This window comes from Candidatus Devosia phytovorans (assembly GCA_029202405.1).
Lineage (GTDB): Bacteria > Pseudomonadota > Alphaproteobacteria > Rhizobiales > Devosiaceae > Devosia > Devosia phytovorans.
In genome coordinates this window covers 3,685,913-3,708,756 of sequence record CP119312.1, presented here as the reverse complement: position 1 = coordinate 3,708,756, position 22,844 = coordinate 3,685,913, and the positions used below count along the sequence as shown (strand labels likewise).

Genomic DNA, 22,844 nt, shown 5'->3' with positions numbered 1-22,844 from the left:
GAGGGATATCGACATGGACGGCACCAATTCCCTGCGCAACGGCCCGGACGAGCACGGCCGCTTCGGCATCTATGGCGGGCGCTTTGTCGCCGAAACCCTGATGCCGCTGGTGCTGGACCTTGAAAAGGAATACCGCGCCGCCAAGCTGGATCCGAAATATACGGCCGAGCTGCAGAACCTGGCGACCCATTACACCGGCCGACCCAGCCCGCTTTATTTCGCCGAGCGCCTGACCGAAAAGCTGGGCGGCGCGAAAGTCTGGTTCAAGCGCGAGGAGCTCAATCACACCGGCTCCCACAAGATCAACAATTGCCTGGGCCAGATTTTGCTGGCCAAACGCATGGGCAAGACCCGCATCATTGCCGAGACCGGCGCTGGCCAGCATGGCGTGGCGACGGCCACTGTCTGCGCCAAGTTCGACCTGCCCTGCACCATTTTCATGGGTGCCACCGACGTCGCTCGCCAGCGCCCTAATGTGCTGCGCATGAAGATGCTGGGCGCCGAGGTTCGTGCGGTGACGGCCGGTGCCGGCACGCTCAAGGACGCCATGAACGAGGCGATCCGCGACTGGGTCACCAATGTCGACAATACCTATTACCTGATCGGCACCGCCGCCGGCATGCATCCCTATCCCGAGATGGTGCGCGATTTTCAGTCCGTTATCGGCGCCGAGATCAAGCAGCAGTTCCAGGATCTCGAGGGCAGGCTGCCCGATGCCGTGGTCGCCTGCGTCGGCGGTGGCTCCAATGCCATCGGCGCTTTCCATGCCTTCCTCGATGATGCCGAGGTGAAACTCTATGGCGCCGAAGCCGGCGGTCATGGCATCGAGGTCGAGAACGGCCACGCCGCCTCGATGACCGGCGGCCGCCCCGGCGTGCTGCACGGCAACCGCACCTATCTGTTGCAGGACGACGACGGGCAGATTCTCGAAGGCCATTCCATCTCGGCCGGCCTCGACTATCCCGGCGTTGGCCCGGAGCACTCTTGGCTGCACGACCAGAAGCGCGTCACTTACCAGCCGATCACCGACAACGAGGCGCTCGAAGCCTTCCAGCTCTGCACCAAGCTCGAAGGCATTATCCCGGCGCTCGAAAGCGCCCATGGCCTGGCGCAACTGATGAAGATCGCGCCCACCATGGGCAAGGATCAGTCGATCGTCCTCTGCCTTTCGGGCCGGGGTGACAAGGACGTCGAAAGCGTCGGCAACTATCTGGGGCTGCTCTAACTCATGTCGCGTATCGAAAAGCGTTTCGCCGAACTCAAGGCCGCCAACCGTCCCGCCTTTGCCGCCTATGTCATGGGTGGTGACCCTGACCTCGCCACCAGCCAGGCCATCATGCATGCCCTGCCGCAGGCCGGCGCCGACATCATCGAACTGGGCATGCCCTTTTCCGATCCCATGGCTGACGGGCTCGCCATCCAACTCGGTGGCCAGCGCGCGCTCAAGGCCGGCCAGACGCTGATGGGCATCCTGGGCATGGTTGAGGATTTCCGTCGCCGGGACGAGAATACGCCCATTGTCATCATGGGCTATTATAACCCGATCTATTCCATGGGCGTCGACAAGTTCGTCACCCTCGCCAAGGCAGCCGGCGTCGATGGCCTGATCATCGTCGACCTGCCCGCCGAGGAAGACGACGAACTCTGCCTGCCAGCGCTCAAGGCCGGCATCGACTTCATCCGCCTGATCACCCCGACCACCGATGACCAGCGCCTGCCTGTGGTGCTCAAGAACACCTCCGGCTTTGTCTATTACGTCTCGATGACCGGCGTCACCGGCGCCGTGATCAAGTCGCGCGCCGCCGTGGGTGATGCCGTGCAGCGCATCAAGCAGCATACCGATCTGCCGGTCGTAGTGGGTTTCGGCATCAAGACCGCCGAGGACGCCGCCGAGATTGGTCGTCACGCCGATGGCCTTGCCGTCGGCACAGTGCTGGTCGATGCCATCGCCAAATCGCTCGATGACGGCCAGGCAACCGACAGAACCGTCGCAGCACTCACCGATCTGGTGGCCGATATCGCCCGGGGCGGACGACAGGCCCGGGCCTGAACCCGGCTCTCGCCTGTGGGATAGTGGCCTCCGCCCTTAACCCAAGGCGCTGGGTCTGATAGAATTGCCACAATTATTGACTAGGTGACCTCACGGTCACCGCGCGAGGCTCGCTATGAACTGGATCGATAACTTCGTCCGCCCCAAAATCCGCTCTATGCTTGGTCAGCGGCCTGACATTGCCGAAAATCTCTGGGTCAAGGATCCCGAGTCCGGCGAAATGGTGTTCTACCGCGACCTCGAAGCCAATCAGTGGGTCGTGCCCAATTCGGGCTACCACATGAAGATCAAGCCGGCCGACCGGCTGAAAACCTTCTTTGACGAGGGTGAATACAGCCTCGTGTCCGTGCCGTCCGTTCCGGTCGATCCGCTGAAATTCCGCGACCAGAAGCGCTATCCGGACCGGATCAAGGAAAATCGCGCCAAGACCGGCTTTGACGATTCAGTCATCGTCGCTACCGGCAAGCTTTACCAGCGCGACATCACCGTTGCCGTGCAGGATTTCGACTTCATGGGTGGCTCGCTGGGCATGGCTGCCGGGCAGGGCATCATCACCGGTCTCGAAACCGCTGCCAATCGCAAGACGGCCTTCGTGCTCTTCGTCGCTTCGGGCGGCGCGCGCATGCAGGAAGGCGTGCTGAGCCTGATGCAGATGCCGCGCACCACCGTTGCCGTGCTGCGCCTGCGTGAAGCCGGCCTGCCCTTCTTCGTCGTGCTGACCAATCCCACTACCGGTGGCGTCACCGCCTCCTATGCCATGCTGGGCGATGTGCATCTGGCCGAGCCCGGGGCGATGATCGGCTTTGCCGGCGCGCGCGTCATCGAGCAGACCATCCGCGAAAAGCTGCCCAAGGGCTTCCAGCGCTCGGAATATCTTTACGAGCATGGCATGGTCGACATGGTCGTACACCGTCACAACCTGCGCTCGACCATTGGATCGCTCTCGTCCATCCTGACCAAGGCCGAGGCGTCCCCGGCACTGACCAGCACGGCCCCGGCGGTGACGGCCCGGGCAAGCCTGCGCGATGCAGCTGTGGCAGCCGAAGGCGATGATGCTGACGATCTGATCACTCCGCCTGCAGCCACGCACGCAGAATAGCGTCTTTACGCGCATTTAAGGCGCTCACCCTATGGTGCGAAAAAATCGCCTGGATCAGTGAGGACCTGATCCGGCGTTTATCGCTGGGGAGAGCGTAATGCTGAAATTGTCGATGCCGATTGCCCGCAAGCTGCCGCTGGCGCTGCTGGGATCTGCCCTTCTGGTCAGTGTCGGGGTGGGTCTCGCCAGCTACATGATCGGGAGTCAGGCGCTGCGCAGCGCCGCCGAAACCAATCTGATGACGCTGGCCAACGAGCGCGCTGCAGCCGTCACCACCTATCTCAAATCGGTGGAGGACGATCTCGTCGCCACCTCGCGCTCGGAAGCAACCGTGCAGGCGCTGCGCGATTTCGGCGGTGCCTGGCTGCAGTTCAAGGTCGATCCGACCGCCGAAGTGCGCCAGCTCTATGTCGACGACAATCCCAATGCCGGCAATCTGGCGGCGCTCGACACGCTGGGAACGACCGGCGCCTACGACGTCACCCATACGCGCTTCCATCCCGGCTATCGCAACCAGATCGCCTCGCGCGGCTATCGCGATCTCTACCTCTTCGATCTCAAGGGCTTCATGGTCTATTCGGTCAACAAGGCCGACGACTTTGGCACCAGCTTTGCCGAAGGCGGTCCCATGGCGACGACGAGCCTGGGCGCGGTCTTCCAGCAGGCCGTCGCCATCGAGAATCCAGACGATCTGGTCTTTGCCGATTTCACGGCCTATGCCGCCGCTGGTGGACTGCCGGTCAGCTTCTTTGCCAAGCCGGTGTTCAACGCCCAGGGCCGCAAGGTCGGCGTGCTGGCGATCCAGCTTCCCTCCGAACGGCTCGATGCTGTCATCGGCGACCGCTCCGGGCTCGGCGACACTGGCGAAGTGATCATTGTCGGCCCTGATGGCCTGCTGCGATCCGATTCGACCTTCACCGCCGACAACGACGCCCTGCTGACCGGCTTTGCCGGCCCCATGCTGGACACCGCCCTTGCCGGCACGGCGGCGGAGGGCGAGACCACCGACTATCGCGCCCTGGATATGATCGCGGCGGCGGCGCCGGTCACCACGCGCGCCGGAAATTGGGCGGCCATTGCTGTTCAGGGCACGGACGAGATCCTCGCCCCGGTCACCAATATGCGCAATTCCATGCTGCTGATCGGGGCAGGCTTGCTGGCCGTGGTCGCCGCATTGAGCCTGATTTTCTCACGCAGCATTACCCGTCCGATTACCCGCCTGACCGACACGATGGAGACCCTGGCCAAGGGCGATTTCGACATCGAGGTGCGCGGTGCCGATCGCACCGACGAACTGGGCGCCATGGCCCGCGCCGTGGAGGTCTTCCGCGAGAACGGCCTCAAGGTGGCGCAGATGACCGAGGCCGAGGCGGCCCAGGTCTTGGCCAACCAGACCGAACGGGCCCGCATGATGGCAAGCCTGCAGCGGGCCTTCGGCAATGTGGTCGATGCCGCCATAGCCGGCGACTTCAGCCGTCGCGTCGACGCCGATTTCCCCGATGCCGAACTCAATGCCCTGGCCCGCTCGGTCAATGCCCTGGTCGAAACGGTCGACCGTGGTCTTGGTGAAACCGGTTCCGTGCTGGCGGCGCTGGCCGAGACCAATCTCACCCAGCGCGTCCATGGCGACTACGAAGGCGCCTTTGCCCGCCTCAAGCATGACACCAATGCCGTGGCCGAAAAGCTCGGCGAGATCGTCGGCCAGCTGCGCAGTACATCCGGCGCGCTCAAGACCGCGACCGGCGAAATCCTCTCCGGCGCCAATGACCTCTCCGAACGCACGACGCGTCAGGCTGCGACCATTGAGGAAACCTCGGCCACCATGGAGCAGCTTGCCTCGACCGTCCTCGCCAATGCGCAGAAAGCCGAGGCCGCCAGTGCCGAGGCGCTTGCCGTTTCGCACAGCGCCGAGGAGGGCGGCAAGGTCATGGCCCAGGCGACCGAAGCCATGGACCGCATCACGACCTCGTCGGCCAAAATCTCCAATATCATCGGCCTGATCGACGATATTGCCTTTCAGACCAATCTGCTGGCGCTCAACGCTTCAGTGGAAGCGGCGCGTGCCGGTGACGCCGGCAAGGGCTTTGCCGTGGTCGCCGTGGAAGTGCGGCGCCTGGCCCAATCGGCCGCCTCGGCCTCGTCCGATATCAAGGGCCTGATCCAGCAGAGCACCGAAGAGGTGCGCGGCGGCAGCAAGCTCGTGGCCGATGCCTCCGCCAAGCTGACCGCCATGCTCGGCGCCATCCGCGACAATACCGCGGCGCTCGAAACCATCGCCCGCGACAGCCGGGCCCAGGCCAGCGGCATTGACGAGGTCAATGTCGCCGTCCGTCAGATGGATGAAATGACCCAGCACAATGCGGCCCTGGTCGAGGAGACCAATGCCGCCATCGAGCAGACCGAGGCCCAGGCGACCGAGCTCGACCGCATCGTCGATATCTTCACCATCGACGCCATCCCACAGCGCAACCAGGCCCCACAGCCAGTTGTTGCGCCCTCGCAGGGCATTCGCAGCATGCAGGACAAGCTCAAGGCTGTCGCCGGCACCTATCTGCGCCGGAGCAATGCGGCGCATGCTGTCGACAAGGACTGGTCTGAATTCTGATCCATTGAGCCGGGCGGCATTCGGGGGTAGGGAAGCGGCATTCTGATCTGGAATGCCGCCATGTCCCGCACCGATGCCATCCTCCGCCGCCTGTCGGCGCTGCACCCCAAGCTGATCGACCTCAGTCTCGATCGCATGCTGCCACTGCTGGCGGATCTCGGTGATCCGCAGGACCATCTGCCGCCCACGATCCATGTCGCCGGCACCAATGCCAAGGGTTCGACCATTGCCTATCTGCGCGCCTTTCTCGAGGCGGCGGGCAAGTCGGTGCATGTCTACAATTCTCCCCACCTCATGCGTTTCAACGAGCGCATCCGCCTGGCGGGCAAGCTGGTGGGCACGCGCAAGCTCAATGCGGCGCTCGAACATGTCGAACAGGTCAATGCCGGCCGGCCGATCACCTTTTTCGAGATCACCACCGTCACCGCCTTCATGCTCTATGCCGAGATCAAGGCCGACTATCTGCTGCTCGAAACCGGCATGGGTGGTACCTATGATACCACCAATGTCATCAAGCGCCCGCTGGGCACGGTGATTACCCCGATCGATTTCGACCACCAGGGGTTTCTGGGCAATTCCATTGCCGAGATTGCCAGCAACAAGGCCGGCATTTTCAAGCGCGGCGCCCGGGCCGCTATTGGCCTGCAGCGTGACGAGGCCCGTCATGTGCTCGACCGTGCCGCGCGCCGCCTCGGCGTCACGCCGGTGTGGCAGGGCGAGGATTTCCATGGCGCGGCGCAGGACGGCCGACTGGTCTATCAGGACGAGGATGGCCTCCTCGACTTGCCGCCGCCGGCCCTGCTCGGTGCGCATCAGTTCGACAATGCAAGCCTCGCCATCGCCGCCAGTCGGCATTTCGGCCTGCCGATCGACGCGGCCGCCTTTGAGACGGGCCTGCGCAATGTGACCTGGCCGGCGCGGCTGCAGCCGATCCACGGCAAGCTGCGCGACCTGCTGCCCGCCGGCGCCGAGCTCTGGCTTGATGGCGGCCACAATGCCCACGGGGCGGCAGCCCTCTCCCGGGCGCTGGCCGAAATGAATACACGGCGCGCGGCACCGCTGGTACTGATCATGGGCATGATGAACACCCGCGCCCCCGCCGATTTCCTGGCGCCTTTCGTCGGCAAGGCGGGCCATGTGCTGGCGCTGACCATTCCCGGCGAGGCCAATGCCCATCCCGACAGCTTCATCGCCGGCGAGGCGCGCAAGCTTGGCTTCGACGCGCGCCCCATGCGCTCGGTCATCTCGGCCCTCAGGGCTGCCGCCGAACTGGGCGATGCCCGCGTGCTGATCTGCGGTTCGCTTTATCTGGCCGGTGACGTGCTGGCCCGCAACGGTACTCCGCCTGACTAATTGTCCAGCCGCGTTTCGGAACCGGAAAACCGGTACCCACTTTTCCTAGAAACGCTCAATATTTGCCCTGTTCGCTGCCGACGAAAGGGTCGACCGGGCTGCTGCCCGAAAAATTGGAACGCCCCATGATGGCTTCGAGCACGGCGGCCTGGATCGCTTCGCTCGAGCCATAGGCGTTGACATAGGCCGGCACGCGCGGCGCGTCATGGAGGTAATAGGGATAGCCGAAGGAGATCATCAGCACCGGCATGTCATGCCAGACGCGATGCATGGCGCCGAACACCGAGCCCGTAAGACTTTTCCAGTCGAGAAAGATCCGGCTGCGGGTGAGGAGGGTCTCCTCGGCAAGAAGATAAAGGACGAGGTCGAAATCCTTGGCATTGAGATCCTGCCCCGGCTCGAAGACCGTGACGGCAAAGCCCTCCTTTGCCAGAAGCTCCGGCAGGCTCAGGGGTATCGGCTCCGGCGCAAAGGGCAGGACAACGCCGGTTGAATAGACCAGCACCCGCGGCGTCTTGTGCCTCGACAGCGGCAGGATATTGCGCACATCCTTGACCAGCGTCGGCACGCGCTCGGTGACCCCGCGCGAGACGATGAGGCTTTCATCGGTCGCAACGAAGCGGCGGGCCTCTTCCATGCTCGGCTCGGGTCGCTCCCTGTGCAGCCCCAGCGCCGCCTTGAGCGCCAGCACGCGGGTGACCGCCTCGTCGACCCGCTCCTGGCTCAGCCGTCCATCGGCCACCGCTTTCACCAGCCGCATCAGGTCGGCATTGGGATCGTCGGAAAAGAGGATGACGTCGCAGCCCGAGATGATCACATCGGGCAGCACCGCATCGCGCGGACCCCAGTCCCCCATGCCCGCCATAGGCGTGGCGTCCGAAACGATGAGGCCATTGAAGCCCAGCTCGCGCCGCAGCAGGTCCTGGTTGAGGATCTTGCTCAGCGAGGCCGGCCGATAGGCCTCGGCGCCTGCACCGGGATCGAGCGCCAGTGCATAGGCCGGCAGCGCGATATGCGCCGACATGATGCTCAGCACACCGCCGGCGATCGCCTTGCGATAAAGCCGGCCAAAACTGGCTTCCCACTCGGCCATGGAGAGCGGATTGACCGTTGTGACCAGATGCTGGTCGCGATCGTCATAGCCCTCGCCGGGCCAGTGCTTGACCGTCGCGGCCACGCCATTGGCCTGGAAGGCTTCCACCTGCGCCATGGCATGGCGCTCGACCCGCTCGATATCGCTGCCATAGGAGCGCGTGCCGACAATGGCGCTGCGCCAGGCGGCATTGATGTCGATGACCGGCGTAAAGCTCCAGTTGAGCCCGACGGCGCGGGCCTCCTGCGCCATGATGGTGGAGATCGCGCTGGTCGCGGCCACGTCATCCACGGCAGCCAGCCCCAGCGGATTGGGCACGGCGGTCCCGAACGGCAGGCTCATCCGGCTGCCTTCGAGATCGGCGCTGACGAGCAGCGGGATCGCACTCAGCGTGCCCAGGTCACGCGCCAGCGCTACCTCGGCCTCGAGGCTGTCCGAATAGATCCGGGTAATGCCGCCGGGCTTGAAGCTGCGCACGGTCTCGGCCGTCTCTTCCGCTGTCCCACGAGCGAGCAGCACGAAGAGCTGGGCCAGCTTGTCGCGCGGCGTCAGTGCCTCGCGCGTCGCCGCCACCCAGGCCATCGCCGCATCGTCGAGATTGAAGGGGGCGGCGGAAAGATCGATCGGCGCCAAGGCATCCTCCGTTTGAGTCTGGTGGTCTTTCTATCAGAGGAAATGCGGATGAACGAGGGCGAGCGGAAACCCCGCCCCGGCTTTCGCCTCACGGAGGTGCCCCGCAGGGGCGGATGAGGGGTCCTGGGCTTTCCGCAGACGCCAAGGCATGGTGGATCGCGAAACCCCTCATCCGTCTCGGCTTTGCCGAGCCACCTTCTCCCTCTAGGGGAGAAGGTCGGGTTCCGGGTACGTGGGAGATCTTCGTGCCATGGGGAGCCTGGGGGCTCAAACAAAAACACCGCCGGATCGCTCCAGCGGTGTTCTGCAATTTCTGGTCGCCTGGACTTAGGCGGCGTGGCTTTCCAGCCACTTGGTGAGGCCAGCCTTTGGCGTGCCGGCACCGATCTTCATGTCTGCAGCCTCGCCGCCCTTGAACAGGATCATGGTCGGGATGGAGCGGACGCCATACTTGACGGTCGTGGACGGGTTCTCGTCGATATTGAGCTTGACGATCTTGACCTTGCCGGCCAGCTCAGTCGAAAGCTCGTCGAGTACGGGTGCGATCGCGCGGCACGGCCCGCACCACTCAGCCCAGAAATCCACGAGCACGGGTTCTTTGGAGTTGAGGACTTCCTCGCCGAAATTGGCGTCGGAAACGTGAGTCGTCATGTTTATTTGCCTTTGGGTTGAAAGCGGCGGTCTCTGTGCGCCTAAAGCTGGGGAGAGTCCAGCCTCGGGACAAGGAGGCTCACCGCATGGTGAAGCCCCGCGTAGCTGCCGCAAGCTGTTCAGGAGGCAGAAACATCAATGATTCCAGTTGTGTCCATAGTATCGCCGCGCGCACGGTTCGTCCGGGGAAAAGCTGACCTGCAACCAGTGCATATAATCCGAGCTGCGTCAGATAGTTCCCCTTCACGCCACCCGGCCCCTCGGGCACCGACGCGTCGGATTTGTAGTCGATCACTGTTACCCCATGCTCGTCAATGACCAGCCGGTCCATCCGCCCGCCAAGGACAACCTCTTTCCCGTCGCGCTCTGCCTTGAGCATGAAGGGCAGTTCGGCACGGCTCGTCGCGCCAAAATACGCCCCGAGCTCGGCCCGTGTCAGGATGGAAACGGCTTTTTCGCCAATGCGCTGATGCAGTTCGGGATTGTCGGGCAGTAGCGCAACGAGCGCCTTGGGTACCACCTGTGCCCAGAGGTCACGCTCGACGCGGGTCAGATGCTGCAGCATGGCATGCAGCGCAATGCCCTCGCGCCGTGCCGCCTCGGCCTCGCGCACCTGTTCAGCCAGGCTATCGAGCGCCTCGACGCGCGTTGAGCGCTTCTCGGCCGTCGAAGGCGACATCGGCTCGGCGACAGCCGGCGCGGGCACGGGATCGAGCAGCAGGGGCTGGTGCGCCAATGCGGCGTCACGGCTGGCGGCCAGCGCCGGCAGCGGCGCCACGCGGTCACGCGGATAGATCAGCGCACTCTCGCGGCCCTCACTGTCCAGAACGCTTTCGGACAGCGGTCGCAGCGCCATCTCGATCGCTTCATACCAGCTCCCGGCCAATTGCTTGGTCGCATCCGAGCCGGGTGTCAGCGCGCCGGTGACATAGAGCTCGTCCTCGGCCCGCGTCATGCCGACATAAAGCCGGCGCCAATATTCGGCGGTGATATTATCGTCCACCGCCTGCTTGAAGGGCAGGGTCGACGGCAGATGCCCGCCGGCGCCGCTGGCATGGACGAGGAAAGGCCCGGTGGTGGCATCGTCGACCACATAGACCGGCTTGCTCACCATATTGCCGCGCTGCTTGCTGGCGGCATCGGCCAGGATGACAATCGGCGCTTCGAGCCCCTTGGCGCCATGCACGGTCATCACCCGAACGCCGCCACCGGCCTCGGGCAATTCGCGCTTGATCGTCCCCGAGCGCTGCCGCATGCCCGAGACAAAACCCTGCAGGCTCGGCTGCGTGCCCTGTTCATGATCGAGCGCCAGCGACAGGAGCTCGGCAAGCACATCGTCCACTTCCCCGCCCAGCCGGGCATGGAAACGCTTGAGCCCGCCTTCGGCATAAAGCACCTGCGCCAGAAACTCGAAGGGCCGCTCGAAATCGAGCGAACTGCGCCAGCGAAACAGCCGCGCATGCGCCTCGACACAGGCCGGCTCGGCGCAATGCGCCAGCGCCTGCCACAGCGTCTCGCCCCTCGCCCGCGGCTGCGACAGGGCATGCAGCGCATCCTCGTCGACATCAAACAGCGGCGAACGCAGCAGGGCCGCCAATTGCAGGTCATCGGCGGTGTTGAGCAGCACGTCGCACAGCGCCAGCATGTCCATCACGGCAATATGGCCGGTGACCTTCAGCCGGTCGGCGCCGGGCGTTGGCAGCTCGGCCAGTCGCAGCGCACGGATCACCTCCTGGAACACCGACCCGCGCGATTGCACAAGGATCAGCACGTCATCGGCGGTTATCGCCCGGCCACGGCCGGTGAGCGGCCGCTTCTGTTCGATCCAGCTCTTGATCTCGCGGGCAATGCGTTCGGCCACGAGGCGCGGCGCGGACTTTTCGGTTTCGAGCGCCGTTGTCGGCCAGTCCGTGCCCGCAGGAGCACCGGCCGCCTGCTGCAGCGGTGGCCACAGCGTCACGCTGCCGCCGCGCATGGTGCGGGCCGTATCGTGATGCACTTTCTCGTCTTCGAGCAGGGCCGCCTGGATGGCCGGATTGTCGCTGACCAGATCCACCGCATTGAGGATTTCCGGCAGGGTGCGGAAACTGGTGCGCAGGGGTACCGGCTGGAAATCGGCCTCGGCTGCCGCAGCCTGTTTCGCATAGGCGCGGCCAGTCTCGCCGAACAGCGCCGGCTCGGCGCCCTGAAATGAATAGATCGACTGTTTCTGGTCACCCACGGCAAACAGCGAACGCGGCCGTTGCACCGCGCCGGCTCCTGCGAAATATTCGTCGGCTATGGCTTTGACTACGCGCCATTGCTCGCCATTGGTGTCCTGGCTTTCATCCACCAAAATATGGTCGATGCCGGCGTCGAGCTTGTAGCGCACCCATTCGCCGGACTCATGCTCGAAGAGATCGGCAAGCTTTTCGACGAGATCGTCGAAATCGAGCAGCGAGCGGGCCCGCTTGCGCTGCTCGTATTGGCGCGCGATGGCGCCGACGATGTCGAGTAGGGCATGGCTGCGCTCGACCAGCGATGTCGCCCGCCGGGCTTCGGCGATGGCGGCGAGCCTCTCCGCTTCTGCGATCAGCCTATCGGCTAGATCTGGATCGGCATTGCCAACAGCCTTGACCGGAAAGCGCGCCGGCACCGTCTCGTCGGCGGTGAGAAAGGCACGCATCCAGCCCTTGGGTGAGGGGGCCGCCAGATCGAGCGCCGCCAGCTTGTCTTCGAGGCTTCGATTGCCGCCCTTGGGCGGGCAGATGGCGAAGAGGCGGGTGATTTCGCTCGGCCCGACAAGACGCTCTCCCACGATGGCAGCTTCGAGCTCGGCCAGCGGCGAGGTTGCCCCCGCAACGCGCGCCAGATTGATCTTGGCCTGGGCCGGATCGGCCAGCACCGCCTTGAGCTTGCGCCCATCGCTGAGCGCCGCATCGATCGAAGAACGGATCTGGTCGTCACTCAGGGTTTCGAACAGCGTCTCCACCGCGCCGGCCACGCCAATCCCCTGCGCCATCACCGTCTCGCGCGCCGACAGCAGCATGGCGCTGCGCTCGTCATCCTCGATGACCGAAAAATCATAGGGCACCCGTGCTTCGAGCGGAAAGCGGTGCAGCACCGATTCGCAAAAGGCATGGATGGTGACGATCTTGAGCCCGCCCGGCGTTTCCAGCGCTCGTGCAAACAGGGTTCTGGCGCGTTCGCGCAGCAGTTTCGGATAGTTCTGGCCTTCGATTTTCGTCAGTTCTGCATCCAGCGCCGCCTCGTCCATCACCGCCCATTCGCCGAGGCGCTGCGCCACGCGGCGGCGCATTTCGGCGGCAGCGGCCTTGGTATAGGTGAGGCAGAGGATCGCCTGCGGCTCGACGCCCGCCAAAAGCAGGCGCAGCACGCGCTGGGTGAGAACATAGGTCTTGCCCGAACCGGCATTGGCCGACACCCAGATCGACCAGTTGGGATCAGCCGCTCGCGCCTGGTTGCGACTGGTGTCGGACGGAACCTGCAGCGTGCCACGCTCGCTCATTCGCCATCCTCCGCGCCATCGACGGCGGTCCATTCGGCAACGCGCGCCAGGTGATCATAGGGCCCGGCAAAGCGCTGCCCCGCCATGGGCAACAGCCGAGACGGCATCGGCGTGTCGCGCAGCAGGAAGTGCTCGATATGGGCTTGCATGCGGCGGGCGATCTCGTCGGCCGCGCTCATGATGTCATGGCCATCCGACGCAATGAACGGCTTCGGTGTGAAGGCATCGGGGCCAAGGCCCACCTTGATATAGGTCAGCGCCGAGGTATCGGCCGGGGTCAGCTTGTCGAGGGCACCAGCCCTGGCCATCTGCGCTTCCAGCAGCAGTTGCGGCACTTCGAAGGCCTGCATCGGCCCCTTGGCCGGGGGCGAGCCGGTCTTGAAGTCGATGATTTCGAGCGTACCGTCACGGAGCTCGTCGACGCGATCGGCCCGGCCGGAGATCTTGAACGGCTCGGCCAGCCGCAGCTGCCATTGCCCGTCGATCTCGGCGTGACGCTGTTTCACCTGTGGCTCGCGCGCCCGCTCGTAATCGAGGAACTGCCGCGCCGCGGTGGAGAAGCGTCGTAGCCAGATATCGCGGCGCTCGGCAATCGCTTCGAGGCCGCCGAACTTTTCCTTCGCGATCGTTTCGAGAATATCCAGCGCGCCATCATCCATCACCGAATGGCCCTGCTCGACGAAATCGCCAAAGATCGCATGGATGATCGTGCCGCGTTCGCGCACATCAGGCGCTTCCCCAAGCGGATCGAGCGGGCGGAGCTTGAGCACATGCTTGGCATAGACGTCATAGGGCGAGCGCATCAGCGTCTCGATCTCGGTGATCGACAGCGCCCGCGGTCGTTGCCCGGCCGGCGGATTGGGCATGGGACGCGGTGCGGCTTTGGTCTCGGTCACCGCATCAAGCCGCCGCGCCTGATCGAGCCACGTCTCGCCCTTAAGCTGCCAGCTCTTGAAGGCCTCGCCGCCGGCAAAGGCTTCCAGCCGCTGCACCAGCCGCGAGGCAATGGCCGGGCTCGACCCCACGCGGTCGGAGAAGCTGACGATCACCTCGGCATTGCCGATCGCCTGGGCAAAGTCATGCGCCGCCAGACCCTGCAGGCGCTCCGGCGGTTGCAGCCCGGCCGCCAGCCGCATGCCGCGACTGAGCCAGGGGCCGGGATCGGCCGCCTCCGGCCATTTGTCCTCGTTGAGCGCCGAAAGGATCAGCAGGTCCGGATGCATCAGGCGGGCCTCGAGCTGGCCCCAGATGGCAATGTCCTGCCGGCGATCCTCGCGGGTGCGGACCTGGAAACCGGTCATCAGCGCCGACAGCACGCCATCGAGCTGGATCGGGGTAAAGCCATGCCCCTCATTGGCATGCTGGGCCATCTGTTTTGCCCACTCCGCCAGTTCCTTCTGACCCGGCATGTCTTCGCCATCGGTCACTACCGCAAAGGCAGCACCCAGGGCTGCGGCAAAGTCGCCGGCCTTGATGGAGGATTGCCCGATCACCGCGCGCAGCGGGTTGAGGGCCGCCTCGATGCGCAGGAACAGGGCTTCGATCCGCGGACCGTCGGCTGGCTTCAGGCGCCGCGCCGGATATTTCGTCGTCTCGTCGAGATTGGCAACGAGCAGCGCCCGCAGGCCCGCCAGCCCCGGATTGGGCCGCTGTCCGCGCAACAGGCCCAGCTCAACGTCATCGGCCAGCTCGGCAATCGCACCACGGCCAAGCCCGAAACTGGTCGCCCGATTGCGCAACAGCGCCACCAGATCCACGGCCGCGCAATCGCTCCCGGCCAGCGCCAGGATCTGCCGTAGCAGCCGCCCCGTTGCCGACTGGAACAGCGGCACGCCGGCCGCGTCGTCGACCTCGATTTCGAAGCGGCGCAGTTCGGCGGCGATACGCCGGGCCAGATTGCGGTCCGGCGTGATGACGCCCGCCGTCTTGCCCTCGGCCAGGGCCTGCCGCGCCGCCAGCGCCACGGCGCGGGCTTCCTCGTCCTCATTACGCGCCCGGATGACCGAGAGGCCTTGGCCCGCCTGTTCCAATGCCTCGGGCGATAGCCGCTGCTCGGCCCAGCGCGCCGTGTCCCTGGTCAGCGCCAGGGCGTGATTGACCAGCACGGTGCGTGGCGATGGTTCGGCAGCCAGTTCGGTCACCTCGGCAATGCCTGCGCCCAAGGCCCGCAACAGCCGCGCCAGGCCATATTGCGGATGCCCATGCGGTGCATGCCTGGGTTCGAGCAACGCTGCGTGGTCGTCGGTCGTGAGGCTGCAATCGAGCCCCGGCAGCACGACGGCGCCGCGCGGCAGCCTATGCACCGCCTTGAGCAGGCGCGCCGTGGCCGCAATCGAGCCGGTCGAACCGGCAGCGATCACCGGCCGGTCGCCATAGACGAGATGCGCGGATTCCGCCTGCCGGTCGAGCCTTTGCCCGCGCAGGGCAGCGACATCGGCCTGTCCGTCGGCGTCGAGCCGCTCTGGCCAGTAGCGCAGGGCGATATCGAGAAAGCCCAGCGTCTGCTGCCAATATTCGCCGATCTCGCCAGACAGGTCTGGCGCAATCGCCGCAATGGCATCGGGCCCGAGCTCTTCGGTATGCAGATCATCTATCAGCGTGCCCAGCGAATCCGCCATGGAGAGGATTTCTCCGGCCGTCGGGGGGCTGGAAAAGGCGCGCTTGCCATCTGGAGAATTGGCCCAGCCGTGGACAAGGCTCGACAGCACCAGCCGCCGCTTGAGGCCGCTGGCAGCCGGCAAGGGCGTGGGCGCATCGAAGGGCGGCAGGAAGGGCTCTTCATCCTCGACCTCGCCACCAAAGGTGCGGATATCGGGCAGCAGGCCATGGCCCAGGCGGTTGAACTCTTCCGCCAGCACCAGCTTGGCCCGTCGTGTCGGCAGGATGACCGTGACATCGCTCAGCCAGAACGGGCTGCTCCGGTCGGCGCCACCGAGCAAGGTGCCATCCTGGATCTTCTCGGCCAGTACCCGCAGGAATTTTGCATGCGGGGCGATGGAATAGAGCGTCATGGCGTGAGCTGCCTTTCGACTGCCGCAAGCCCGGCGTCATCGACCACGCTGAACCAGGGTGCGTCGAGCGCGACGCCATGGAGGATTTCGCGCTCCATCGCTGCGTCGAACAGCGTGTCTAGCGCGAATGTGCCGTTCGCCCTAGCGAAGGCGGCTTTGCCGATGAGGGCCAGGCCGGCGTAGATCACCGGGGCGCCATAGTCATTGGTGATCAGGCCCTGCGGCGAAAGGCAGAAGTCGTGGCTGCGGGAAAAGCCGATGGCTTGCCGTGGGTGGGCGCAGAGGAGGACCACGTCGTCAGGGCCGGAATGGCGTTCGCGCATGCGCTGCAGCGGAGTGTCAGCGCCGGCGGGCCAGAAGCCGTTGAGGTCCATGACCAGGAACGGGTCCGAATGCAGCATGGGCAGGGCCCATTTGACGCCGCCGCCGCTGCCGAGGTCCTGCTCCTGCCGGCTGACTTTCACCAGGCCCCCGAAATGGGCGAGGATCCCGTGGTCGCCGGCAAACCCATTGGCCACGAAATGCGTCGCGCCTTCGGCTTTTGCATTGGCCATGATGCGCTCGACCAGCGGCAGGCCGGCGATCGGGGTCAGGGCCCGCTCCTGGCCGGCGGTGAGCAGCATGACATCGGGGAATCGGTCTTTCATGGCCGGATAAGACCGTTCGCCGTGTCCGATGTCCAGCCTCAGTCGCCTGCCTTATGCCCGTCGATGTGACCGAGGCTTCGCTCCGGGTCGATGCGGTCGCGCACCAGCTGTTTGAGCTGTTTCACATCGGGAAAACCACCATCCCGCTTGCGCTCCCAGATCAGCGTGTCGTCGAGCGCAATCTCGAAAATCCCGCCGGTCCCCGGCACCAGGCTCACCTCACCCATTTCCAGCGCAAAGGTGGAAAGCACCTCCTGCGCCATCCAGGCCGAGCGCAGCAGCCAGTTGCATTGCGTACAATAGGTAATGCGCAGCTTTGGCTTGTCACTCACGAGTATGATCCGGTTCTGGCAGGCGGGGATAAGTTTATCGCATGCGGCCCGGCAAAAACGAAGCCGCCCGGCGTGAACCGGGCGGCTTTATCAGGGTATGGATGCCAGAAGTTACTGGATCCAGATCACCGTATTGGTGCGCGAATCCACCATGGCCGGGCGGTCGCCGTAATAGACATAGCCATAGGGGGAGTCCGGAATGGTCTGGATCACGCTGCCATCGGGCAGCACTTCCCCGACCACCAGGTCACCCGTGGGATCGATCGGATCGACCGGATTGGCGAGGACATAGTCGCTATAAGTCTGCGGCACCAGATAGCCCGGCGACTGCACCAGCGCGCGGGTCTGCAGGTCGACGATCCAGACGCGGTCATTGGCATAGACATAGCCATAGGCCGGATCGCCCTGGATCGGATAGACCACCACGTCACCCGGCAGCACATAGCCGATATCGGCCGAGCCATCGAAATAGATCGGCTCCACCGGATTGGCAGAGGCGAAATCGACCGAGGCCGTGGCAACGCCGGCTTCGGCACCCAGCACGGCGCCGGCAAAGCCGCCGATGACGGCGCCGATCGGGCCGCCGACGAGGCCACCAGCCACGGCGCCGGTGGTAGCGCCACCGGTAGCGCCGATCGTGGCGCCGGCCGCTTCATTATCCGTCGATTCAACGCCGACCACCACGTCCTGGGCAAAGGCCGGAACAGCGGCGGCGAGCGAAAGCGTGGCCACGGTGGCCAAAAGGATCTTCTTCATCTTGTTGTTTCCTTCAATTGCGGCAGCGCGGTTGAGGCCCGCGCCGGAGTTCCGCCCCGTGGCCCATCAACGGACACGCCGTGACCCGGTTCCGCCCGCTGAAGGATTGGCGCTAGAGCTGTTGCTCGATTGCCGCAGCAAGGCTTGCCGGCTCCTCGGCCGGCAGGAAGCGCGCCTTGACCTGCCCGTCGCGCCCGATGAGGAATTTGGCGAAATTCCACGAAATATTGCCCGGCTCGGCGGCTTTCAGCCAGGTGTAGAGGGCATGCTCGCCCGGCCCGTTGACCTCGAGCTTGGAAAACATCGGAAAGGTCGCGCCGGCCTGGGTCTCGCAGAAATCGGCAATCTCGGCCTCGGTGCCCGGCTCCTGCCCGCCGAACTGGTTGCAGGGAAAGCCCAGCACGACAAAGCCCTTCTCGCCATAGGTCTGCCACAGCGCTTCGAGCCCGCCATATTGCGGCGTGAGGCCACACTGGCTGGCGGTGTTGACCACCAGCACCACCTTGCCTGCATAGGCGGAGAGGCTCTGGTCGGTGCCGTCGATCAGGGGAAGGGTGAAGTCGCCAAGGCTGGTCATGGTGGAAAAGGTCTCCGGAAATCGGGGCAAGCTAAGCGCGGGACTTCGGCCAAGGCAAGCCATGGACGTGCCAAAGTTCCGGCCGGCCAGCTGGCTTCCGGTTGCGGATCGACGATGGAGCCCCGAGGCGCTTACGCCTCTGAGTAGTAATAATAACGAGACGCAACACGCCTCGGGGCGCCGGGATTTCTGGTGGGCGAACTCTTTCGGCGATGCCGCCATAGACACCGACCTACTTTCCGCAGACCCAGGCCGGGTAACGATCCCCAGCCCTCCCGACAGTCGCCGGGCGGTTGATCGTTGCAACCCCATCATCGCCCGACTGATGACAGCCATTATAGGACCAGCTCGGCAGAGGGGGATAACTCCCGCGGCATTTTCAATGGCCTGACGGCCAAACACCGGACAGAAAACAGGAAATCTGGGATTCGTGTCTCGGTCATCGATTGCGGAACTGTTGGATGCGCAGTTCGACCTTGCGCCGCATTTCCTCAAGCGCGGCCGCTTCCCTGGCTGCCACGGCGGCGACCGTCGCCGCAGCGGCGCGCCCCGGGCCATTGGTCAATTTTGGCATCAGCCGGCGCACGGGCAGGAGCGATCCCTCGACATCCCAGACCTGAGCCCCGAGCCCTCCATCCCAATGCGAATGCCGTGCCTGGAAAGCCCCCAGATCGGCCAGCGCCGCACCCAGCTGTCCGGCCAGAGGCGCATAATGCAAGACGGCATGGGGAAAGCACTCGTGCCGGGACCTGGGACGAAAGCCGCGGGCGTCGAACAGGGCGGCTTCGGCGAGACTGCGCATCTGCGCATCCACAAGGCCCCCGGGCCGACGAAGCGCCATTCCCTCGGCAAGCCGCAACAGCGGAATCAGTCGCAGGTGCAGGGCCTCATGCAGGTCCGCCTTGCGGCGCGATAGTCTGGGCCCGGATGGCTTGGCCACGTCTCTCTCCTGTCAGCGCATCATGCGCCGCCAGGAAGAATACGCCCGGGCGAAGGGGCGGGGAAAACTCAGTCGCTGAGGGCGCCCCATTCAGGCCGCCAGTCGCCATCGTCGACGATGACGGCGATGCGCTCCAACCCCGCCTGCTGCCGCAGTTTTTCCGCCGAATCCAGCGCTGCCGGCACCGGCTGCGGAAACCCGGCAATCACCTCTTCCGCCGCCACATCCGCCACCATGCGCCCCGGCGCACGCCGGATGGTGACAATCACCGCGTCACGGGGGTGGCGATCGTGGGGGTGAAGGCGGGTGAGGGTGGGCATGACTGTTGATCCGGGAGAATTATGGTCAACAAGGTATGAAAGAGTCGGAGGTTCCATCACGAGTATTGTCTGGTCATTTTAGCCAAGACTTCCAAATCTTCTCGAGCCAGCCGCCGACGGCCAACTTTGCCCGCAACCACCACGGCGCCTGTTTCGTGTCGAGTGCGACATGTCGTGCTACCTGAGCTCGCATGATCGTGCTCGCGTGGGCAGCCGTGAATGACGGCAGCATTTCGACGGCGCCCCTCTTGATAAAGAAGTGTGATTTGCAGGGCGCATCCATCACGCCGATCGAAGGCGACACGGTCGCATAACCATTCTCGTTCCAGACCCTGTGGCTGTCTGGGACTAGAAGAGTAATCCGATGCCCACAACCGCACGCGCATAGGAGCCCGGCGAGCTCAAAATCCTCGTTGTGATAGACTATGGCTTCAGCCATGTGAGCTGGGATGAGGTCAACTGCTTCGTACCGATATCTCACGAAGCGCCCCCGGACTTGTCGACCTCGAATGTCGACGTCTCAAGAATTATAGAGGGCGACTTTTCCTCCCGATCATAAATGCCGAAATGCTGCTTAAACCAAACTATGGCCAAGGTGGCGTTGAGAGCATTCAATTCGGCAATTTGCCCCTGCTTCCGGTACTCACCACCCTCTGGATCGTCACCCGGCAGGAAGCGAGTTCTAGCCGTTGTTTCAAAAGCAACTCGATCCGACCCAGTTACCCGGACAACGCCGTTGAGGCCTTCGGCAGCCCTGTTCAGGCCCATGCCGCAATCGACAAATGGGATGCCATTTGCGCTGAGCCAGTCGGCGATAAGGATGCGGGATGGGCCGTCATCTAGAGCCAAGAACACAAAGTCAAAATTGGCCAATTTTTCAATATTGGCGTCGGTCACACGCTCTGGAATAGCGACAATGTTGCTGTGCCAGTTCGAGTACTGCATGAACAATGCATCAACCTTTAGCATGCCAATAGCTGCATGAGGCACGTACCCGGGAAAACGAAACAGCGTATGAACATGCACTGTGTCGTCGTCGAATAGCGCAATTTCCTCCAAGTGCGTCCGGGCTATAAAGTCCAAAATGTATGAACCTGTGCCGCCGAGACCGACTATCGCCGTCTTCTTGCCGACTAGCAGTCTGGACACGTCATTCATATGATATCGCGCTGACAGGGTGTCAGGCAGGCGGAGCGGTGTACCCTGTTCCCAGGACTTGCGTTCCAAAGCTTGTAGGGGCGTTGCATTCGGAAAGGCAGCGAGCGCGGGCGCCGTTATGGTCGCGAGATAGGTAGTCACTTTTTCCTCGAAGGAGGAATAGGCCCGCAACTGGCCAGTTTCATCTAGCAGCTTGTATGAGAACGAATGGTCGGTCACCAACTCGTCCGCGACCTTTACTTTGTCCTCGCCACCGCCAAGACGCAGCGCTCGGCCGCTCTGATCATGCGGGCGATCGCCTCGAAACCAAGCCTGATGGTTGCTTGGAGCGTCTAGGACGCCATCCGCAGAAAGGTCGACCGGGCTTGCCCAATCCCCATACGCGAGTTCCCCCCGCGCATTCAGATAAGGCAAGCCATAGATCACGAAGTAACCTCCAATGAAGTCGAGAAAATAGCCCTGATCTTCGAGGTTCTGGACGAACGGATTACGACTCGCCAGTTCCTGATATACGAAAACGCATGTCATCTTTGATCTTCACCTTGTTACCGGGGGCCAGGGTGCCGCTGGGATTTGCGGCTGGACCGCGCGAATACTTGACCAAGTACTCGGTGGACGCCGCGCCACCGTCGGACAGGTAGAATGCGGTGATCTCGCTGTACGAGACCCGCTGCGTTCCCACCTCGTGCTTGTTCTGATTGACGAAGATGACGTCAGTGTTTGGGCGGCGCTCGGCACCGATGATGTTGCTGGTTTCGGTTTCAGACATTTGGTTAGCCTTTCGGGGGGTGGGGGTCGTTCCCGTAGGAATCCCGATCACGGATTCGTCCATTTGGACGGTGGATGACGACTTCGCTCTTGTGGTTGATTGCAATGTCGCGTGCAGCCTTCGCTGCGTCGGCCTGCGTGTCGTGACGCGAAGTAACCCGGGTATTGCCCGCTCCCCTAACGGCCCAACTGCCGTCATGCGGTACGACGTGCTGATTTTTGCTCACTTAATTTCCTCGTTAATGACTGTTCGCGATCAAGACGGTTGACTGCCGATTCGCACCTTGACACCATGTTTCTCAAACAAGACTTGTCTGATTCGAGTAACGTTCGGCGCCTGCAATCCGTTTCACCTGTGTAACAGTAAGCTCCGATTCCGTCGGGCCGTCAATATGGCCACGACGCATTTTTCCGTTGAGGCCATGCCAGATATTCGACTTGAAACGCTCGGCGCGAAGGTCAAGCAGACACGCGGAGCCAAGGGCATCCGAGCCGCTGCCGAAGAAATCGGAGTGAGCACAGCAACACTCTCGCGAATCGAGAACGGGCACTTGCCCGATCTTGAAACCTTCCGTCGCGTCTGCGGATGGCTTGGCGCGGACCCATCTACCGTCCTTGGCTTTGAACCATCTGCTAAAGCCACCCCGGTGACGATGGTCCATTTCAAGAAGAAAAAAACCCAGTCGCAGGATACCTTGCGAGCGTTAGGTGAGATGATCGCCGCTGCTCAACTGGCGCTTGAGGCTGAGTAGGCGAATACGTGGCAAGGTATGGCTTTAAAGCTTGGGCAGAACGTATTGCATCAGAGAAGCGTACCGCTCTTGCTCTGCAAGGGTGGTCGCCGCTTTCTGCTAGAGCGCTAGCAGATCACCTTAATGTTCGTGTCTGGTATCCGAAGGAAATTCCAAATATTTCTTTATCGGTCTTGGCGTCTGTCGAGCGCATAGAGCCTGGGGCGTGGTCCGCAGCCACCATAGTCTACGATGGCAAGCATCTAGTAATTCTCAACTCGCGCCATCCGCCGGGCCGGCAATCCAATGATCTTATGCATGAACTGGCACACATAATATGTGGGCACGAGCCGTCACAAACACAGCCACTTGCTGACGGCACCATGATGGTCACCGACTATGATTCGGCGCAGGAAGAGGAGGCTGATATCTTGGGAGCTACCCTGTTGCTACCGCGAGTGGCGCTTATAGCAATCATGGAGGCGTCCCTCACTATTGCCGAGGCTGCGGCAAAGTATGGTGTCAGTGAAGAGTTGGTGAAAATGCGTCTTCAGCGGGCGGGAGTGTTCCAACAATTCAGCAGACGCGGCCGCCCTCAATCTGCCTGACTCA

Annotated in this window: 21 protein-coding genes; 8 read left to right on the top strand and 13 right to left on the bottom strand. The window is 63.5% G+C overall.

Annotation, left to right across the window (positions count from 1 at the left end; genetic code table 11):
- Window positions 1-13: 13 nt before the first annotated feature.
- From trpB to P0Y65_18075, 5 genes are all read left to right on the top strand, one after another.
- Entirely contained in the window at window positions 14-1,225 is a 1,212-nt protein-coding gene (gene trpB, locus P0Y65_18095; GenBank protein WEK04073.1) for a tryptophan synthase subunit beta, read from the top strand.
- Between the two features lie 3 nt (window positions 1,226-1,228).
- On the top strand, window positions 1,229-2,050 hold the full coding sequence (gene trpA, locus P0Y65_18090) for a tryptophan synthase subunit alpha (GenBank protein WEK04072.1): 822 nt from the start codon (window positions 1,229-1,231) through the stop codon (window positions 2,048-2,050).
- A gap of 115 nt (window positions 2,051-2,165) precedes the next feature.
- Complete coding sequence (accD, locus tag P0Y65_18085) at window positions 2,166-3,149, top strand: acetyl-CoA carboxylase, carboxyltransferase subunit beta (GenBank protein ID WEK04071.1); 984 nt, start codon at window positions 2,166-2,168, stop codon at window positions 3,147-3,149.
- Between the two features lie 97 nt (window positions 3,150-3,246).
- A complete protein-coding gene (locus tag P0Y65_18080) occupies window positions 3,247-5,754 on the top strand; it encodes a methyl-accepting chemotaxis protein (protein ID WEK04070.1) in 2,508 nt (835 codons plus the stop codon).
- 60 nt (window positions 5,755-5,814) lie between these two features.
- Window positions 5,815-7,107: a bifunctional folylpolyglutamate synthase/dihydrofolate synthase gene (locus tag P0Y65_18075; protein WEK04069.1), complete on the top strand. Its 1,293-nt coding sequence runs from the start codon at window positions 5,815-5,817 to the stop codon at window positions 7,105-7,107.
- Window positions 7,108-7,162: 55 nt separating this feature from the next.
- On the opposite strand, the gene P0Y65_18070 is transcribed toward P0Y65_18075, so the two are convergent.
- The 10 genes from P0Y65_18070 to P0Y65_18025 form a co-directional block, all read right to left on the bottom strand.
- Complete coding sequence (locus P0Y65_18070) at window positions 7,163-8,782, bottom strand: glycoside hydrolase family 3 N-terminal domain-containing protein (protein WEK06835.1); 1,620 nt, start codon at window positions 8,780-8,782, stop codon at window positions 7,163-7,165.
- Window positions 8,783-9,160: 378 nt separating this feature from the next.
- Entirely contained in the window at window positions 9,161-9,484 is a 324-nt protein-coding gene (trxA, locus tag P0Y65_18065) for a thioredoxin (protein WEK04068.1), read from the bottom strand.
- A 79-nt stretch (window positions 9,485-9,563) separates the two neighbouring features.
- A complete protein-coding gene (gene addA / locus P0Y65_18060) occupies window positions 9,564-12,992 on the bottom strand; it encodes a double-strand break repair helicase AddA (GenBank protein WEK04067.1) in 3,429 nt (1,142 codons plus the stop codon).
- On the bottom strand, window positions 12,989-16,003 hold the full coding sequence (gene addB, locus P0Y65_18055) for a double-strand break repair protein AddB (GenBank protein ID WEK04066.1): 3,015 nt from the start codon (window positions 16,001-16,003) through the stop codon (window positions 12,989-12,991). Before addB ends, addA begins: the two co-directional genes overlap by 4 nt.
- Window positions 16,000-16,650: a hypothetical protein gene (locus tag P0Y65_18050; GenBank protein WEK04065.1), complete on the bottom strand. Its 651-nt coding sequence runs from the start codon at window positions 16,648-16,650 to the stop codon at window positions 16,000-16,002. Before P0Y65_18050 ends, addB begins: the two co-directional genes overlap by 4 nt.
- A 38-nt stretch (window positions 16,651-16,688) precedes the next feature.
- A complete protein-coding gene (locus P0Y65_18045) occupies window positions 16,689-16,982 on the bottom strand; it encodes a SelT/SelW/SelH family protein (GenBank protein ID WEK04064.1) in 294 nt (97 codons plus the stop codon).
- A gap of 111 nt (window positions 16,983-17,093) precedes the next feature.
- Complete coding sequence (locus P0Y65_18040) at window positions 17,094-17,738, bottom strand: DUF1236 domain-containing protein (GenBank protein WEK04063.1); 645 nt, start codon at window positions 17,736-17,738, stop codon at window positions 17,094-17,096.
- Window positions 17,739-17,850: 112 nt separating this feature from the next.
- On the bottom strand, window positions 17,851-18,315 hold the full coding sequence (locus tag P0Y65_18035) for a glutathione peroxidase (protein ID WEK04062.1): 465 nt from the start codon (window positions 18,313-18,315) through the stop codon (window positions 17,851-17,853).
- Window positions 18,316-18,754: 439 nt separating this feature from the next.
- On the bottom strand, window positions 18,755-19,255 hold the full coding sequence (locus tag P0Y65_18030; protein ID WEK04061.1) for a hypothetical protein: 501 nt from the start codon (window positions 19,253-19,255) through the stop codon (window positions 18,755-18,757).
- A 68-nt stretch (window positions 19,256-19,323) separates the two neighbouring features.
- Window positions 19,324-19,575: a hypothetical protein gene (locus P0Y65_18025; GenBank protein ID WEK04060.1), complete on the bottom strand. Its 252-nt coding sequence runs from the start codon at window positions 19,573-19,575 to the stop codon at window positions 19,324-19,326.
- 191 nt (window positions 19,576-19,766) lie between these two features.
- Here P0Y65_18025 and P0Y65_18020 point away from each other — a divergent pair, with 191 nt between their 5' ends.
- Window positions 19,767-19,889 (top strand): hypothetical protein, encoded by a 123-nt coding sequence (locus P0Y65_18020; protein ID WEK04059.1) that lies wholly within the window; start codon window positions 19,767-19,769, stop codon window positions 19,887-19,889.
- Window positions 19,890-20,052: 163 nt separating this feature from the next.
- On the opposite strand, the gene P0Y65_18015 is transcribed toward P0Y65_18020, so the two are convergent.
- The 3 genes from P0Y65_18015 to P0Y65_18005 are packed head-to-tail and all read right to left on the bottom strand — an operon-like array spanning window position 20,053 to window position 21,728.
- On the bottom strand, window positions 20,053-21,261 hold the full coding sequence (locus P0Y65_18015) for a ThiF family adenylyltransferase (GenBank protein ID WEK04058.1): 1,209 nt from the start codon (window positions 21,259-21,261) through the stop codon (window positions 20,053-20,055).
- On the bottom strand, window positions 21,221-21,502 hold the full coding sequence (locus P0Y65_18010) for a multiubiquitin domain-containing protein (GenBank protein WEK04057.1): 282 nt from the start codon (window positions 21,500-21,502) through the stop codon (window positions 21,221-21,223). The genes P0Y65_18015 and P0Y65_18010 overlap by 41 nt, the downstream gene beginning before the upstream one ends.
- Window positions 21,503-21,506: 4 nt before the next feature.
- The gene (locus P0Y65_18005; protein ID WEK04056.1) at window positions 21,507-21,728 is read right to left on the bottom strand and encodes a DUF2188 domain-containing protein; all 222 of its coding nucleotides are present in this window, start codon (window positions 21,726-21,728) and stop codon (window positions 21,507-21,509) included.
- Window positions 21,729-21,893: 165 nt separating this feature from the next.
- Here P0Y65_18005 and P0Y65_18000 point away from each other — a divergent pair, with 165 nt between their 5' ends.
- Together P0Y65_18000 and P0Y65_17995 are read left to right on the top strand one after the other, a co-directional pair.
- Entirely contained in the window at window positions 21,894-22,253 is a 360-nt protein-coding gene (locus tag P0Y65_18000; GenBank protein ID WEK04055.1) for a helix-turn-helix transcriptional regulator, read from the top strand.
- Window positions 22,254-22,261: 8 nt separating this feature from the next.
- Window positions 22,262-22,840: an ImmA/IrrE family metallo-endopeptidase gene (locus P0Y65_17995; GenBank protein WEK04054.1), complete on the top strand. Its 579-nt coding sequence runs from the start codon at window positions 22,262-22,264 to the stop codon at window positions 22,838-22,840.
- Window positions 22,841-22,844 lie beyond the last annotated feature (4 nt).

Bases quoted from the DNA above. Each gene is read 5' to 3' on its own strand.
- P0Y65_18080 (WEK04070.1), top strand. From the start codon at position 3,247: ATGCTGAAATTGTCGATGCCGATTGCCCGCAAGCTGCCGCTGGCGCTG.
- P0Y65_18020 (WEK04059.1), top strand. From the start codon at position 19,767: ATGATCGTGCTCGCGTGGGCAGCCGTGAATGACGGCAGCATTTCGACG.
- trpB (WEK04073.1), top strand. From the start codon at position 14: ATGGACGGCACCAATTCCCTGCGCAACGGCCCGGACGAGCACGGCCGC.
- trxA (WEK04068.1), bottom strand. From the start codon at position 9,484: ATGACGACTCACGTTTCCGACGCCAATTTCGGCGAGGAAGTCCTCAAC.
- P0Y65_18015 (WEK04058.1), bottom strand. From the start codon at position 21,261: ATGACATGCGTTTTCGTATATCAGGAACTGGCGAGTCGTAATCCGTTC.
- addA (WEK04067.1), bottom strand. From the start codon at position 12,992: ATGAGCGAGCGTGGCACGCTGCAGGTTCCGTCCGACACCAGTCGCAAC.
- P0Y65_18035 (WEK04062.1), bottom strand. From the start codon at position 18,315: ATGACCAGCCTTGGCGACTTCACCCTTCCCCTGATCGACGGCACCGAC.
- P0Y65_18075 (WEK04069.1), top strand. From the start codon at position 5,815: ATGTCCCGCACCGATGCCATCCTCCGCCGCCTGTCGGCGCTGCACCCC.
- P0Y65_18000 (WEK04055.1), top strand. From the start codon at position 21,894: ATGGCCACGACGCATTTTTCCGTTGAGGCCATGCCAGATATTCGACTT.
- P0Y65_18050 (WEK04065.1), bottom strand. From the start codon at position 16,650: ATGAAAGACCGATTCCCCGATGTCATGCTGCTCACCGCCGGCCAGGAG.
- P0Y65_18070 (WEK06835.1), bottom strand. From the start codon at position 8,782: ATGGCCTGGGTGGCGGCGACGCGCGAGGCACTGACGCCGCGCGACAAG.
- P0Y65_18025 (WEK04060.1), bottom strand. From the start codon at position 19,575: ATGCCCACCCTCACCCGCCTTCACCCCCACGATCGCCACCCCCGTGAC.
- trpA (WEK04072.1), top strand. From the start codon at position 1,229: ATGTCGCGTATCGAAAAGCGTTTCGCCGAACTCAAGGCCGCCAACCGT.
- addB (WEK04066.1), bottom strand. From the start codon at position 16,003: ATGACGCTCTATTCCATCGCCCCGCATGCAAAATTCCTGCGGGTACTG.
- P0Y65_18040 (WEK04063.1), bottom strand. From the start codon at position 17,738: ATGAAGAAGATCCTTTTGGCCACCGTGGCCACGCTTTCGCTCGCCGCC.
- accD (WEK04071.1), top strand. From the start codon at position 2,166: ATGAACTGGATCGATAACTTCGTCCGCCCCAAAATCCGCTCTATGCTT.
- P0Y65_18010 (WEK04057.1), bottom strand. From the start codon at position 21,502: ATGTCTGAAACCGAAACCAGCAACATCATCGGTGCCGAGCGCCGCCCA.